Below are 16,588 nucleotides of genomic sequence, written 5' to 3'. Positions count from 1 at the left end.
GAAAGCACTTACTTAGTAGCGGGAACCGGACTCGAACCGATGACCTTCGGGTTATGAGCCCGACGAGCTACCTACTGCTCCATCCCGCGGTGTATCTTTAGAGTGCCTACCGAAAGCACTTACTTAGTAGCGGGAACCGGACTCGAACCGATGACCTTCGGGTTATGAGCCCGACGAGCTACCTACTGCTCCATCCCGCGATATTGGATTGCAAATATACGGCTATTTTTTTAAAATCCTAATTTTCCTTTTAAATAAAGGACTTTTATAAAAACTATTTTATTATTTGTATCTTTGTTCTATGGCAAAAATATTGAAAATTTACCCGGATAATCCTCAGGAAAATCTTATTAATGAGGTAATTAAAACTTTAAACAATGGTGGATTAATTATATATCCGTCCGATACAATTTATGCTTTAGGTTGTAATATTTTTGATGTAAAAGCCATGGAAAAACTGGCTCAACTTAAAAAAATGAAGCTTGAGAAAGCAAAATTTTCTATCATTTGTAATGATCTCAGCCATCTTTCCGACTTTACACGACCTATTGACACTTCTGTTTTCAGGTTTTTAAAGAGTCATCTTCCGGGACCTTTTACTTTTATTTTAGATGCCAATAAAAGTTTGCCACTGGCATACAAAGGTCACAAAACAATCGGTATCCGTGTTCCGGATCATCCCATTCCGCAGCTTATTGTAGAAAAACTGGGTCATCCGATTGCCTCAACCTCCATTAAAGATGATGATGAAGTCCTGGAATATTCTACAGATCCTGAACTTATCGCCGAAAAATACGACCACCTGGTTGATATCGTGATTGACTCGGGATATGGTGACAATGTAGCATCCACTATTGTAGACCTTACTTCCGGAGAGCCTGAAATTATCAGACAGGGAAAAGGAATTATTTAGTTTAAAGTTCAATAAGGTAATCAATTTTTATGCGCAATCTGAGCGTGAATGGAAAATATTCTTTAGGGATTGTTTTTACATTTGTTTTACTGACAGCGGTCATGCTGTTTATTTTCCCGTTTATTAATTTCGTCACCGGAACAATTCATATAACGGCTGAAAAATTCTTTTTTACAAGAATTGCCCTTTGGCTCGTACTCCTGATTATTTTTCTCTATAATTTTTATATTGAAAAAAATCCGTTCTTACTCTGGAAAGAAAAAAAATACCCCTTGGGATTTTATATCGGTTTTATAATCTCACTGTACTTTATATGTCTGTTTGGAGGAGCTTTTTTAAATGCTGTTATTCAAATGTTAACACAGGAAAAGTACAGTGACAAGATGGTTCAGCTGAGCTCATTATTTAAAAATAATTATTTACTTATTATCTTTACATGCTTAACGGCGGGTGCTGTTGAGGAACTTCTGATGAGAGGCTACATACAGCCCAGAGTTGAAAAAATTTACAATAATCAATATTTCGGAATATTCATTTCAGCTATTTTATTTGGAATTCTTCACAGTACTTACGGAACAGTTGGTCAGGTTGTAGTACCTGCCTTTATAGGCATTGTTTTTGCCGTTTTTTATAAAAAATATTCAAACATTAAAATTCTTATTATCTGTCATTTTATGTATGATTTTATTTCTCTGATGATCCTGAATTTTATTGATATCAAACATTTATCTGCATTTTAACATTATGAAAATAGTAACATCCCCTGCCAAATTAATGAATATTGACAATACAACAGATCTGTTGAAAACTACAAGTCCGAAATTCATTGAAGAGGCAACGTTTATACATTCTTACTTAAAAGAAAAATCACCGAAATATCTTTCTGAATTAATGGAAATCTCACCCAAGTTAGCTGATGAGAACTGGGAGAGAAACCAAAAATGGAAAGCAAAACCTACGGCTAAAGAGTCTGCTCCGGCCATGTTTGCTTTTACAGGAGAAGTGTACAGAGGTTTGGATGCCAAAACTCTCGATAAAAGTGCTGTGGATTATTTACAGAAAAATTACAGAATGCTTTCCGGATTGTACGGTTTGCTGAAGCCTTCTGATAAAGTAATGCTTTACAGGCTGGAAATGGGCAGACCTTTCCAATTCGATGAATATAAAAATCTGTATGAATTCTGGAGAGATAAAATCACAGAACAGCTTAATTCTGAAATGAAAAAGAACGAAATTCTTTTAAATCTTGGAAGTAATGAATATTTTAAAGCCGTCGATCGTAAAAAATTAAACCATACCGTAATTGATTTTGATTTTTACGAACTGAAAGAAGGAAAATTAAAAACCATTGTAGTTTATACCAAACATGCCAGAGGTTTAGTTGTAAGGTTCTGTGCCGAAAACAATGCTCAGACATTGGATGATGTGAAAGCTTTCAACTATGAAGGGTATAGAATAGATGAAGAAAAGTCAACAGATACAAAACTGGTATTCACAAGATAACATGACGATTTCAGAATTTAAAAACCATTTCAAAAAAGCACTTTCCGAGTTGTATACCGATTCGGAAGCTGCTTTTTTAAGCTCTATTTTTGTTGAAAAAATTACAGGCTTTGATTCTTTTCATCAGCGAAGATTTTCTGAACAGCCCTTATTAACTGATGACGAAAAAAAGTTACTGAATGTTATTTCAGAATTAAAAACCAACAAGCCTTATCAGCATATTCTGGGCGAAACAGAATTTTACGGAATGTCATTTTTTGTGAATGAAAACGTTCTTATTCCACGTCCTGAAACAGAAGAACTCTTGGAGCTGGTCATCCGAAAAGTTCAAAACTCATTATTTAATGTTCAAAATTTAAAAATACTTGATATAGGAACCGGTAGCGGTGTTATTCCTTTGGTTTTAAAAAAACATTTCCCTGAAACTCAGATTACAAGTATCGATTTTTCTGAAAAAGCTTTGGAAGTTGCTCAAAAAAATGCAGATTTCCATCAGCTTGATATTAAGTTCGTCCACGGTGATTATCTGAATTTTGACCTTAATGAAAACTTTGATATTATTATTTCAAATCCCCCATACATCGGTACTGATGAAGAAAAGGAAATTGAACACTCCGTGAAAGGATTTGAACCCATGATGGCCCTTTTTTCACCAACTTCTGATGCATTGATTTTCTACAGAAAAATTGCTGAAGATTCAAAAAAATATCTCAATGAAAATGGGTTTCTTTTTTTAGAAATTAATCAGAAGTTAGGTCCTGAAACATTGGAACTGTACCGTCATGATTTCACAGAAGCACAACTAATAAAAGATTTATCAGAAAATGACCGTTTTATTTTCGGGATAAAATAAAATGATAACCAAGCCAAAAACTCATAAATTTTGTCAGATTGTGGTGAACAGACAGCTGGCTACGATGAAAAAGATTTATAGAAATGGATGATAATCTTCATAAATCTGGATTTCAACCAACGGATCCGGCCTAGTCTGTCATGACCTAAAAAACTGATTTTCTCTTATTCAATTTTTCGTAATTAAATATCATTTTCGATTCTATATTGATTATTCAGGAAAGTATCATTTAACTTTCCCACGAAGGTTATACGATTAACATATTTTCAAATAATTTCGTGAAAACATTTACAATAAAGACTTTCAGAGCTTTTTTAAAACAAATTTCACAACAAAATGATTTAATTCAAATATTTATATATATTTGTGTGTAATCGATTACACATTATTAAATACATTTTAAATCAACTCAAAAATTATTAATCATGAAAAGAATTTTCACTTATTTTATGCTGCTTTCCAGTTCGATTCTACTGAAAGCTCAGGTTTCGATTACACAGGCTACCGGCTGGCTGGAATCTGCCTATGTAAAATGGACTCCCGTGAGTGGCGCTGACAGTTATCGCGTTTACTATACAGGAGGAGGATTTACCAATAAAATTATTGATAACCAACTCATAAGAAGCTATGGATCTTATTTCAGAGCCGATATTCCCGGGCTTGCAGCAGGAAATTACTCTATTAAAATTGTTCCCGTAACCGGTAATGTGGAAGGCACTGCCGCTACAACCTCTTCAGTCACTGTTCTTCCTCACGACAGAACAGGATTTGCCCATAGCAACGGAAGAATTCCGGGGGCCTACAATCTCGACGGAACATTAAAGTCAAATGCAGTGGTTCTTTACATCACTGAATCTACTAAAAATACAGTATCACTGAATGTTACAGGAGCCAATTCCAATCCTTGTGTCGGGCTTCAAACGATTTTGGACGGTTTTAAAAAAGGAAATGATACCCGTCCTCTGGTTATAAGATTTATTGGAAATATTAAAGATCCGAGCTATCTTCTCAACGGAGATGCCGTGGTTGAAAATAAAAGCAATGCTTCAAGTTCAATAACCCTTGAAGGAATAGGTTCTGATGCCGTAATCAACGGATGGGGAATCAGAATTAAAAATGCAACCAATATCGAAGTCCGAAACCTTGGATTTATGCTTACCGATGCCGGAGAAGGCGACAATCTAAGTTTACAGCAGGATAATACCTATATTTGGGCACACAACAATGATCTTTTTTACGGAAAACCCGGTGGTGATGCAGATCAGGCGAAAGGTGACGGCGCTCTGGATGCCAAAAAATCCACTTATATCACTTTTTCTTACAATCATTTCTGGGATAACGGGAAAAGCAGTCTTTTGGGACTGAGTGAAGGGACAACCTCCGGATTGTATATTACGTACCATCATAACTGGTTTGATCATTCTGACTCCAGACACCCTCGTATCCGATATTATTCTGCCCATGTGTACAATAATTATTATGATGGAAATTCCAAATATGGTGTAGGTTCTACCATGGGCTCTTCTGTTTTTGTGGAAGGAAATTATTTCAGAAACTGTAAATATCCTATCCTGACTTCAAAACAAGGAACCGATGTTGCCAATGGATCTGTAGGAACTTTTTCAGGTGAAAACGGTGGTGTTGTAAAAGCTTTTAATAACTTTATGACGGGCCAGAATTCTTTTATAGCTTATTCTACAACTGCTTCAAGTCATTTTGACGCTTATGTTTCTTCAACAAGAAATGAAGTTTTAGGAACAAATATCAAAGCTTTTCTGGGAGGCGGAACCTATAATAATTTTGATACCAATGCCTCTTTGTATGTCAATTCATTAGTTCCGGATGCTCCAACAGTGGCCAAAGATAAAACGATGCAATATTCCGGAAGAATTTCGGGTGGAGATATATCATGGACCTTCAATAATGCATCAGATGACACTTCTGATGCGGTAAATGCAGGATTGATGTCTCTACTGCAGAATTATACCTCTTCACTGGTTTTTGTACAGGGAGAATCTTCTACTCCGGTGAGTTCACAAACTTTAGTTATTGCTTCTAATAATGACCAGACTGTAACAACAGGAACTGCCATAGCACCAATGGTCTTCACATGGGGAGGAACAGCTGCCGATGTTACTGTAAGCGGGCTTCCTGCTTCAGGAATCAGTTTTGTTAAAAATACCTCTACAAAAACACTTACTATTTCAGGAACTCCGACTGCCGATGTAGATTTCACCGTAACTACCTCAGGATCATCCGGAACTCCGGTATCAGGAACCGGAAGCATTACGGTAACAACGACTACTCCAAATCCTCAGGGCAATGAAATTCATAATTTTACAGCGTCAAACCTTAGCAGCTCTTTCTATAGTTTTACCTCTGCAAGTATGAACTCCACTGACGGTTCTACAACCTATGACGGTTTAACTTTAACCAAAAGATTAAAAATAGAATCTTCTACAACGGTAAGCTATACAACAACTGCTTTATCGTCTTTAACCTTAGTTTTTGACCCTAGCTTCAGCGGAACTGTAAAAGTGGACGGAAATTCGTACACAGCTTCGTTTGGAGTCGTAACAATTCCGAATCTGACTGCCGGCTCTCATACGATCACAAAAGGAAGTGTTGCCAATCTTTATTATATTAAGACACAGTATTCAGTCACTGGAAAACCAACTGTGGGAGAAATGAATATTGAAAAACCTGTTATCTATCCTAATCCTGTTCAGACGACATTCACTATTTCAAATGTAAATGATATTGAGCAGATTATAATTTCCAATAATACAGGGAAAATTGTAAAGGAGATAAAAGGTAACGTAAAGACTATTGATATCAGTCACTTAAATTCCGGAATTTATTTTCTATCCATTAAAACAAATAAAGGAATCATCAATCAAACCGTCATTAAAAAATAAAATTAGTCTTAAACATTTTTGTTTAACCGTTCCGGAATTTCCGGGGCGGTTTTATTTTATCCGGATAATATTTTAACCAGGATTTCCGTTGTTAAAAAAACTGATAATAACATGTTAAAAAAAATAGGTACTCTTTTCGCAGCAGCCCTGTTCACCTCTATTTCAGCTCAGGAATTTACGACCTTTAAGAACGGGTTGATTTACAATGAAAACACCATGACTAAATTGGAAAAAATTGTAGATTCTTTACATCTAAAATACAAAACCTGTGATCTGAATAAGATTTTTTATTCGAAACCCCAGACAAAAGGCCATATTATTCGCTTAGATTCTAATCATGTTTTACAGGCAAAAAAAGACATGGACAACAATATTTCTTTTGAAGATTTTATGGCGAAATACCCTAACGCAAAAATAGAAAAAGACGCCCTTATCTTAAAAACCAGAGCCAAAAATTATCAGGATAAAGAGATTATACGATACGAAGAAATGTCCCTTATCGATGATGAAGATCTTTATATAGAAAATGATTATAAAAAAAATCTTTATGAAAAACCAGCCAAAAATACCTGGGCCTATGTTTACAGAGATAAAACATCCTATTCTCAAGAATCTATTGAGGCTTTTTATTTTCCAGAAAACTTTAAAAGCATTCCGCTGGATCAAAAATACTCAAAACAAATTGTCTATTCTGATTGCCTGATCGATACTTCATCCACAAAATTTAAAGAAAATGCCAAGAATGAAAGGTTTAGTTCGTTTGTTAGCCTTCCGAAAAACTGGCAAAAACTTTCAAAAAAAGAAAAAGAAAAATTACTTGACAACATGAGGTCCGAACAGGCAGTAGGGTCTTGCAGCAATGACCAAAGCCCCCGAATACAGGGTATTAATATGGCATTATTATCAGCTGATGTAGCCAATTGGGAAGTTTTTCTGAAATCTCATCTTGATATTATGAATGACCGTTTTGAAAGAGTTTCGGATGGAAGCTATGCATGGAAGGATCGCCAGACTTACATCAAAGAACTGGAGGAACTGGATATTAATGTTCACGATCTTTTATTCGGTACCATTTTCAGGGTAGAAAATCCCGAGAAAAATCACTATTACGGAAATATCGGAAGATTGGGAAGAGCAATTTCTGAATCTAAAGACAAAAATTTATTTTTAGCTCAAATGCTCACGATGGTTGAAGATGAAAAGCTTGATGACTACAACAGAATATTAGCTTACTTTCTTTATACCAACTGTAATGGATACACAAAAAGTAAAACGGAAAAAAAATTCAACAATGCAAAAATCATCAATTCAGTAAAAAAACTCCCGAAGTATCTAGCCGATCAAATTAAAATTGAAACCGTTTAAAGCACAGACCCCAATGGCAAGCCATTGGGGTCTGTGTATATTAAAGATAGAATCATTATCCTATTCTTTTTCTTATAAAGATTTCATAACTTAAATAAATTAATGGAAGTGCCATGATTCCTATGTACAAAGCATTACTCATTGCAGCCTGTGGCTGTGTGGCCACTGCATACACCAAACCGAAAAATGCTCCTCCCAAATGCGCCGCATGACCAATATTATCATGTTGGTTAGGATTCAGCATCATATAAACAGAATAACTGAAATATATTAACCCGAAAATAAAACCAGGAATTGGAATAGGAATAAAAAATAAATAAATTCCTGTAGTAGGGAGCATTGCTATGGCCGCAAATAAAATTCCGGAAACTCCCCCACTGGCACCTATAGCCGAATACCAGGGCTGTCTCTGATAAATAAAGAGTGAAAATAAATTCCCCAGCAAAATAGATCCGAAATAAATCGATATAAATCCTAGATTTCCAAACCCTTGAAGAATAATCGGTCCAAAGAAATACAATGTCATCATATTAAATACAAGATGCATAATATCTGCATGAAGGAAGCCTGAAGAAAGCAAACGAATATATTCCTTTCTATTCATAATTGCTCCTACACTGAACTTATATTTCTCAAAATTACTGCTTCCATTGGGTGCTACAAAGCTAATGACCGCAGTGATAGCTATAATTAATATTAAAATATTCATTTTTTAATTTTTAATTTTCCGGACTTTCATCACTTTGAAATAAGTCCCCTATCATTCCGTCTTCATCTGTTCCTCCTGTTGGCTCAGGTTCTTCATACACCTCAGGCTCTTCTTCTTCAGGCTCCGGAATGGTAATATTGATCGTTTTTACTTTAAATTTAGTAAACTGGTTTCCGATCGCTTTGATGCCTTTTACAGTAATAAATTCATCTACATTAACCGTTTCAGGATCGCGATCTTTTCCTTTGTCTTTTGCAAAAATAATTTCAGCTGTTACGCCATTGGCTACGATTACATTTTCAATAAATGATTTCGGATGCTCAGAAGGCATAAATGTCTGTACATTGACTGTATTTTCAAATAAAAATCTCTTGATAAAGTAGATATCTTTTTCTCCGTCGTAATAGATACAGGTCACAGGCTGTGCCGGTCTCCATTTTTCAAGGATCAGATACTGGTCATCAAAACGGTTTCCAAGATCAAAACTTATCAGTTTCGCTTCACCGTTTGTATTCACCGTCAATATTTTATCATCTCCTTTGAAATTTCCGAGCAAAGTACCTCTACCATCAGCATTCAGTCTTCTTACCGTATCATCAAACCAGATTTTTCTTGGTGCCAGAGTAGAAACCCCTTCTTCCTTAAGATCTACTTTTTTCACGGAATATTTTGTTACCAGATTTCCTTTTGAATCACGTCCTTTAATCGCTAATTCTGAGAAATCGATATCCATTTTATTTTTTCGGATTCTCGGATTAGGTTTTAATAAAACCGTTACTGTTTCAGCTTCCCCATTCGGGTTGGCAGAAAAATAAAGTGTTTCTGAACCTTTTTTATCTGACGCCAGAGGATAATCGGTATTTCTCGTCACTCCCGTTACCGAAAAACGTTTCATATAATAAGGACCTTCACGCCCCTCACGGTAAATCATGTTATATACCGTTCTTTTATCATTTTTCTTCCAGATGGCAACGTGCAGAATATCTTTTCCGATAAAGGTTTTAGCCTCTACTTTTACCACCTTCATGCTTCCGTCTTTTCTGAAAGTAATAATATCATCAATATCCGAACAGTCAAATAAATACTGATCTTTTTTCAGAGACGTTCCTATGAAACCTTCTTCAAAATTGGCATAGAACTTTTCATTCGCCACCGCTACTTTTGTAGCATCAATGGTATCAAAAATTCTCAATTCAGTTCTTCTCTGTCTTTCTTTTCCGTATTTCTTCTGAATATTTAAATAATAATCAATAGCATACTGAATAAGATTTTGAAGATGATGTTTTACCTGTTCTATTTTATCCTCTAAAGAAGCGATATTCTGTTTAAATTTATCTAAATCGAATCTTGAGATCCTCTTAATTCTGATTTCTGTTAATTTTAAGATATCTTCCTCCGTTACAGCTCTCAAAAGATGTCCGGTATGAGGTTTTAATCCGATATCAATTGTCTTTAAAACATCTTCCCAGGTTTTCACCTCTTCGATGTCATGATAAATTCTGTTCTCTATAAAAATCCTTTCTAATGAAGAGAAATGCCAGCTTTCCTGTAGTTCGTGAAGCTCTATTTCGAGTTCTTTTTTAAGCAATGAAACCGTATGATCTGTATTCATTCTTAAAATCTCTGAGACATTCAGGAACATTGGTTTGTCACCCACGATGACACAGGCATTCGGAGAAATGGTCACCTGACAATCCGTAAATGCATACAGAGCATCAATTGTTTTGTCTGGTGATACATCATTATGAAGATGAATTAAAATCTCGACTTTATCCGATGTATTATCCTCAATTTTCTTAATCTTAATTTTACCCTTTTCATTGGCTTTCAGAACAGAATCGATCAGATCACTTGTCGTTTTTGAAAACGGAAGTTCAGAAATAACCAGCAGATGCTTATCCATTTGGGTAATTCTTGCTCTGGCTCTTACTTTTCCGCCTCTGTGTCCATCATTATATTCGGATACGTCCAGATAACCTGCCGTCAGGAAATCAGGGAAAAGCTCAAACTTTTTACCTTTCAGATAAGCAACTGAAGCATTGATCAGTTCATTAAAATTATGGGGAAGAATTTTTGTAGAAAGCCCTACTCCGATACCTTCCACTCCCTGAGCCAGCAGTAACGGGAATTTTACGGGTAAATCGATCGGTTCATTATTTCTTCCGTCATACGATTTTGCCCATTCCGTTGTTTTGGGATTGAAAACCACTTCCAGTGCAAAAGGAGTCAGTCTTGCTTCAATATATCTTGCCGCAGCGGCGGAATCTCCTGTGAAGACATTTCCCCAGTTTCCCTGAGTATCTATCAGAAGTTCTCGCTGCCCTATTCCTACCATCGCATCCGTAATAGAGGCATCACCATGAGGGTGATATTTCATGGTATTTCCTACGATATTGGCTACTTTATTGTATCGTCCATCCTCCAGCTCCCGCATGGAATGCATGATTCTTCGTTGAACAGGCTTAAAACCGTCATATACTGAAGGAATGGCCCTGTCTAAAATTACATAAGAGGCATAATCCAGAAACCAGTCTTTATAAAGCCCCGATACCTTTTTTAAGCTCTCACCTTCATGCGAGTATTCTTCTGTCGTCATTTACGTTTAATACTTTTTCTCGTTATTAGCTTTCACGACTTTATTTAAAGAGAGTTTTAAGTCGTTAACTTCTTTTTTTGTTAAATATGAAATTTCGTATTTGAGCATGGTAGATCCGTTATTTTTACTGGAGATTTTAATATATAACCTCTTCACAAAGAAAACATCGATCACTTCATAGCTCATCAGTTTATATTTGGGAAACTCGTCACTTAACGGTTTATCCAAAAACGGAATAATATTTCGGTTTCTGAAATGCAGCGCTTCTCCATCGCTGTCATATTCAAAAATCTGTCTGCCGGTAAGATGAAAAGCCAACATCATAATTATAGGAATAATAATCAGCAGATAACTTTCCACACCTAAGATGTTAAATCTAAATTCTTCCAGCAAAAATGCTGAAATTCCAAACACCAATATCAAAAGCAGAAGTGTATTTATAAAGTTATACACCGAAGCTTTATTTCGGTTACTAAGTCTCATATATTTGTATCTTTATTTTGTGATTCGTTTAATTTTAGTTTTACTGGTTATGCTTGGTTAGTTTTTTTTTCGATTCTTAGTTTTTTGGTTATTTTTAGTTTTCTATCTCATCCAATATTTCTTTTTTATCAATATCCGGGTCTTCTACCACAAGGTTTTCAAGGATAAACATCTGTCTGTCCGGGGTATTTTTCCCCATGTAAAATTCCAATAACTGATCTATTGTCTGATCTTTTCCTAACACTACGGGTTCAAGACGTATATCTTTCCCGATAAAATGTTTGAATTCGTCAGGAGAAATCTCTCCAAGTCCCTTAAATCGAGTTATTTCCGGATTTTTCCCCAGCTCATTTAATGCTTTTACCCTTTCTGCCTCCGAATAGCAATATCTTGTTTCTTTTTTATTTCTTACTCTGAACAAAGGAGTCTGAAGAATAAACAAATGTCCGTTTTTAATAATATCCGGGAAAAACTGAAGGAAGAATGTAATCATCAGCAGACGAATGTGCATACCATCCACATCGGCATCGGTAGCAATAATCACCTGATTATATCTTAGATCCTCCAGACTTTCTTCAATATTTAAAGCGGCCTGAAGAAGGTTAAATTCTTCATTTTCGTAGACTACTTTCTTCGTTAATCCATAGCAATTCAACGGCTTACCTTTCAGTGAAAATACAGCCTGCGTTTCCACATCTCTGGATTTAGTAATCGATCCGGATGCGGAATCTCCCTCGGTAATGAAAATTTGAGTTTCCCCTTTTCTTTCATTTTTCTGATCGTTATAATGCTGTCTGCAGTCACGAAGTTTTTTATTGTGAAGAGACACTTTTTTAGCTCTCTCTCTTGCCAGTTTCTGTATTCCCGAAAGCTCTTTTCTCTCACGCTCGGAAATTAAAATCTTCCTTTGAATTGCTTCGGCAATCTCAGGGTTTTTGTGCAGGAAATTATCTAATTTACCCTTTAAAAAATCGATAATAAATGTCCTTACAGTAGGTCCGTTAGGTCCCATATCATTCGATCCCAACTTTGTCTTTGTCTGAGATTCGAAAACAGGCTCTTCTACATTGATGGAAATCGCTGCAACAATAGATTTTCTGACATCTGACGCATCAAAATTTTTATTAAAAAATTCCCGGATCGTCTTCACATATGCTTCACGGAAAGCATTCAAATGTGTTCCTCCCTGCGTTGTATTCTGTCCGTTAACGAAAGAAAAATAAGTTTCTGTCTGAGACTTATCGGTATGCGTAATAGCGACTTCAATATCATTATCTTTCAGATGGACGATCGGATAAAGTGTTTCATTTTCCAGTTCTTCATCCAACAAATCTTTAAGACCGTTTTCGGAAAAGAATGTTTCCCCATTGAAAAAAATCTTTAATCCGGGATTCAGATACGCGTAGTTACGCAGCATCCTTTCTATATATTCCTTTCTGTATTTGAAATGCAGGAAGATATCTGCATCTGGAATGAAAGAAATTTCGGTACCGTTTCTGTCCGAGGTATCTTTTTCATCATGATTTTCGGTGATAATTCCTCTTGAAAACTCAGCGATTTTCATCCTTCCTTCACGGAAAGACCGGACTCTGAAATAATCAGAAAGGGCATTGACCGCTTTTGTACCGACTCCATTCAAACCTACCGATTTTTTAAAGGCTTTACTGTCGTATTTACCTCCGGTATTCATTTTAGAAACAGCGTCTACCACTTTTCCCAACGGAATTCCACGACCAAAATCACGAATGGTAACTTTACCATCGTCTAGTTTTATTTCAATTCTTTTACCGGATTTCATTCGGAACTCATCAATAGAGTTGTCCAGAATTTCTTTTAGTAAAATATAAATACCATCATCAGCAGACGATCCATCGCCCAGCTTCCCGATATACATTCCGGGGCGCAAGCGGATATGTTCCTGCCAATCGAGGGTTCTGATATTATCTTCGGAATAGATTGGGTTTATTTCTTGTGACATACGTTATTTCAGCAAACATACAAAAATACGAATTTGATTAAAAATACACCAGATTTTTTTAATCCATTTTTCTTAATTTTTTAGTTTAAGTGTTGCATTATTATTAATGAAATCATATATTTACATTATTCAACGCAACGGGAGAAATGAATTTAAAATATTATTAATATTTATTAAATTTCATGATATTTATTAAACAATTTCAATATAAAATAGTAAAATAATAAAACCAGATGAAAAATTACTGCTAAAAACAAAAATTAATTAAAACTAAAAACCAAACTCAAAGCATTATGGAAAACAATTTACAAACTTGTATCATTGATGAGCACGATGATGGAGATAATATTTCATTATTATTAAAAAGTGAGTTTCCGGAATTTGAAATTACCTTCAAAACCAATAACATTCTGCAGGCTTTTGAATTTTTGTCACAGAGATCTTCAGATTTAATCTTCCTGAATTCAAAATTAATTGATGACAACACGGGCGATCTTTTTTTACGTTATCAGGAAAATTCACAGATTATATTTATTACCGATTCAGAAAAGTCTGCCATCCAGGCCATCAAAAAAGGAGTCAGCAATTATCTTCTGAAACCTGTAAAAAAAATCGATTTTGTAAAAGCAATCAATAAGGCTCTGGAAAACTTCAGAAAGAATAAAATTGTCCCACTCAACCCTACTTTTCAGAGCAAAATAAACCTTCCTACACTACAGGGTTTTAAAAGGGTAAATATTGATGAGATTATCCGATGTGAGGCAGACTCCAACTATACATTCATTTATCTTGCTGACAAAACCAAAGTAATTGTTTCCAAAACATTATACGATTTTGAAAAGCACCTTTCGGATCATAATTTCTTCAGAATACATCATAAACATCTGATCAATCTTGAACACCTCAAAGAGTATATTAAAGGAAAAGGAGGACAGGTCGTAATGACTGACAATTCCGTTCTTGATGTTTCGGTCCGTAAAAAGAATGATTTTTTACAAAAAATAGCTTAATATTTCACAACTAATTGAAAAATAATAACAACTGCTCAACGTAGCACAGACACTTAATCAGTTATAATAGGTGCATCAATAATGCTTTGATACTTTTGAGAAAATCAATCATCAAAGATTAGTAATTATGAAAAGAAACCTATTAAACATGAAAAGTCTGGCAATTGCCGTTCTGTTATTTTCAACAGGAATTGTTAACGGACAACAATGGCTTACCACCGGTAATGCTACAACAAGCAGCTTAAACTATGTTGGAACTACAGGAATTGTACCGCTATTTCTAAGAGTAAACGGGGCAACCTCCAATCCGGGACAGGCCTCACTGACCAGCTCGGGATCTTTTGTTGTGGACGGAGTCAATAATTCCAATACAGTGAATGCCAAAGGAAGTCTGGTAGCCGGAATTGGGAATGTTTTGGGTTCAGATGTAAACAGTTCTTTAGTTGTTGGCTGGGAAAATAATCTTTCATCCGGCGGTGGCGGAAATATTGTCGCAGGTCAATTGAATACGGTTCTTAATTCAGCTGGAAAATCTGTGGCACTGGGATGGGCAAATACGATTCGAGACGCCAACCAGTTTGCCGTTGGAGTAGGTATCGATCTTGGAACGTTTTATTCCGGAGGCTTCGGAATTGATCTGGCAACCACCGGCGACCGTTCTTTTGTTATAGGATCGGGAACAGCAGGAGCAAAATTAACCAATACCATCCCCCGCTCTATCATGCTGGGAATGTCGGGAACTTCTACAATGCTCATCAAAGATCAGTTTGTAGGAGTACGAACAACTGCTCCCACGGCTAATTTTCATTCTGTAGGAACTGTTCGTCTACAGAGCTTACCTAGCGGATCAGGTCGTGCTTTGGTTGTTGACAATGACGGAAACGTAATGATTGCCACCAGTATAATTAACAGGCAGTCTGATCATCAGAATCCGGCAGAACTTCAGACTCAGATTGACGAGCTTAAAAAAGAAATCCAGGAACTGAAAGATCTTTTAAAGCAAAATAAAATAAGCGCAGATCTAAGCACGGAGTCTGATGGAGCAAGACTGTATCAAAACACACCCAATCCGGCAAAAGGAGAAACAGACATAAAATATTACCTTCCGGCAAGCTCAAAACAGGCAGCTATCTCCGTTTATAATATTTCGGGGCAACTTGTAAAAACGATTTCCCTGAAAGATAAAGGAAACGGAACTATTAATATTACAGGTATCCAGAGCGGTTCTTATATCTATCAGATGACCATTGACGGAAAAGTAGCAGGCTCAAAAAAGATGCTTATCCAATAGTGCAAAAAATTTCATAAACAAGTTTCACAAAGTCTCCCACAAGTAAAGATCATCTGCGGATGATCTTTTTTAGTATATCAGCCTTCAGAAATAATCAAAAATCAATAAGCCTTTAAAACCATTTATCCGAAAAATCGACACACTTAATCAAAATCTAAATATACTTACGTGTTGGCCATATCATTACAGTCAATTTTCTGATACCTTTATATCATTACCAAACTAATTATTATATGAAAACAAAAACTATTTTAACAGTAATCGGACTTGTAACATCACCTACGATCTTCTATTCATGCAGTGAAGACAACACCATTACAGAACCTGTACAGGAAATCACCTCCACGATACCTGATATAAACACCCTTTCATTTAAATTTGTCGATGGAGACTACTTTGCAAATTCAAATCCTTTTAATGCTGCTGCAAATTATATAGGAAATAAAGTGAAGGCTGCGGGGCAAAACTATGTACTGACACAGAGTGATCTTGATGAATTTTATCTAAAAGCCCAGATTCCTGTAGATCAGCAATTAAAACTTGATCAGGTGAAGGAGATTATTGCAAAGACGATAAGCAATTTGAATACACCGTTTGATACTCTTATACAGCAGACCAGTCTTTCTACCACCGCGAAAACTCTGGCAAAAATGATCAACATGCAGTCGATTTCAAATTTGGATGTGAATTCAGATTTCAAATCTCTTCCGGATTATGAAAAAAGCATTATCAAAAATCTGAATGATTTTAAAGTAAATGACGAAAAAGGAAATTACAGTAAAAATGTATTTGGAAAAACACCTAACTTTATTTGGGGCGGTATGATAGGCTTTGGGGTAGGAGTTGCAGTCGGAGGACTAATTGCTTTCCCTGTAGGAATGGTTGTAGGAGGAGCAATTGGTATGATTGTAGGAGCTGTTGTCGGAGTATTTACTGATAAATAATATGATCTTTCTCAAAAATAAAATA

General features: G+C 35.8%; 13 protein-coding genes and 2 tRNA genes. 9 read left to right on the top strand and 6 right to left on the bottom strand.

Translation table 11 applies throughout. The annotated features are described in order from the left end of the window. Positions 1-16: 16 nt before the first annotated feature. Both M2373_RS15560 and M2373_RS15555 read right to left on the bottom strand, forming a co-directional pair. Positions 17-89 (bottom strand) — tRNA-Met (locus M2373_RS15560). A 38-nt stretch (positions 90-127) separates the two neighbouring features. Continuing rightward, positions 128-200: transfer RNA gene (locus tag M2373_RS15555), tRNA-Met, on the bottom strand. Positions 201-301: 101 nt separating this feature from the next. Between M2373_RS15555 and M2373_RS15550 the strand changes: the two genes are divergently transcribed. From M2373_RS15550 to M2373_RS15525, 6 genes are all read left to right on the top strand, one after another. Then, positions 302-913: an L-threonylcarbamoyladenylate synthase gene (locus M2373_RS15550; protein WP_259111965.1), complete on the top strand. Its 612-nt coding sequence runs from the start codon at positions 302-304 to the stop codon at positions 911-913. 29 nt (positions 914-942) lie between these two features. Beyond that, positions 943-1,653 carry a CPBP family intramembrane glutamic endopeptidase gene (locus tag M2373_RS15545; RefSeq protein ID WP_259111964.1) on the top strand — a complete coding sequence of 237 codons (711 nt, stop codon included), beginning with the start codon at positions 943-945 and terminating at the stop codon, positions 1,651-1,653. A gap of 4 nt (positions 1,654-1,657) precedes the next feature. Further along, positions 1,658-2,416 (top strand): peroxide stress protein YaaA, encoded by a 759-nt coding sequence (gene yaaA / locus M2373_RS15540; protein ID WP_259111963.1) that lies wholly within the window; start codon positions 1,658-1,660, stop codon positions 2,414-2,416. Position 2,417: 1 nt separating this feature from the next. Continuing rightward, positions 2,418-3,269, top strand: a complete 852-nt coding sequence (gene prmC / locus M2373_RS15535; RefSeq protein ID WP_259111967.1) for a peptide chain release factor N(5)-glutamine methyltransferase — start codon at positions 2,418-2,420, stop codon at positions 3,267-3,269. A 425-nt stretch (positions 3,270-3,694) separates the two neighbouring features. Then, positions 3,695-6,187: a T9SS type A sorting domain-containing protein gene (locus tag M2373_RS15530; protein ID WP_259111962.1), complete on the top strand. Its 2,493-nt coding sequence runs from the start codon at positions 3,695-3,697 to the stop codon at positions 6,185-6,187. Between the two features lie 111 nt (positions 6,188-6,298). After that, complete coding sequence (locus M2373_RS15525) at positions 6,299-7,552, top strand: hypothetical protein (protein ID WP_259111961.1); 1,254 nt, start codon at positions 6,299-6,301, stop codon at positions 7,550-7,552. A 55-nt stretch (positions 7,553-7,607) separates the two neighbouring features. On the opposite strand, the gene M2373_RS15520 is transcribed toward M2373_RS15525, so the two are convergent. The 4 genes from M2373_RS15520 to M2373_RS15505 form a co-directional block, all read right to left on the bottom strand. Then, positions 7,608-8,261: a rhomboid family intramembrane serine protease gene (locus tag M2373_RS15520; protein ID WP_259111960.1), complete on the bottom strand. Its 654-nt coding sequence runs from the start codon at positions 8,259-8,261 to the stop codon at positions 7,608-7,610. 10 nt (positions 8,262-8,271) lie between these two features. Then, positions 8,272-10,857: a DNA gyrase/topoisomerase IV subunit A gene (locus tag M2373_RS15515; protein ID WP_259111959.1), complete on the bottom strand. Its 2,586-nt coding sequence runs from the start codon at positions 10,855-10,857 to the stop codon at positions 8,272-8,274. A 6-nt stretch (positions 10,858-10,863) separates the two neighbouring features. Further along, on the bottom strand, positions 10,864-11,340 hold the full coding sequence (locus M2373_RS15510) for a hypothetical protein (protein ID WP_259111958.1): 477 nt from the start codon (positions 11,338-11,340) through the stop codon (positions 10,864-10,866). A 94-nt stretch (positions 11,341-11,434) separates the two neighbouring features. Beyond that, complete coding sequence (locus M2373_RS15505; protein WP_259111957.1) at positions 11,435-13,318, bottom strand: DNA topoisomerase IV subunit B; 1,884 nt, start codon at positions 13,316-13,318, stop codon at positions 11,435-11,437. A gap of 293 nt (positions 13,319-13,611) precedes the next feature. Here M2373_RS15505 and M2373_RS15500 point away from each other — a divergent pair, with 293 nt between their 5' ends. The 3 genes from M2373_RS15500 (at position 13,612) to M2373_RS15490 (ending at position 16,563) form a co-directional block, all read left to right on the top strand. Continuing rightward, positions 13,612-14,328 (top strand): LytTR family DNA-binding domain-containing protein, encoded by a 717-nt coding sequence (locus M2373_RS15500; RefSeq protein WP_259111956.1) that lies wholly within the window; start codon positions 13,612-13,614, stop codon positions 14,326-14,328. Between the two features lie 127 nt (positions 14,329-14,455). Next, positions 14,456-15,619: a T9SS type A sorting domain-containing protein gene (locus M2373_RS15495; RefSeq protein ID WP_259111955.1), complete on the top strand. Its 1,164-nt coding sequence runs from the start codon at positions 14,456-14,458 to the stop codon at positions 15,617-15,619. A gap of 233 nt (positions 15,620-15,852) precedes the next feature. After that, a complete protein-coding gene (locus M2373_RS15490; RefSeq protein ID WP_259111954.1) occupies positions 15,853-16,563 on the top strand; it encodes a hypothetical protein in 711 nt (236 codons plus the stop codon). Positions 16,564-16,588 lie beyond the last annotated feature (25 nt).

Origin of the sequence: Chryseobacterium sp. JUb7 (genome assembly GCF_024806495.1) — a bacterium.
Classification (GTDB): domain Bacteria; phylum Bacteroidota; class Bacteroidia; order Flavobacteriales; family Weeksellaceae; genus Chryseobacterium.
The sequence above is the reverse complement of the archived record's forward strand: the minus strand, read 5'-3'. Positions and strand labels throughout refer to the sequence as shown.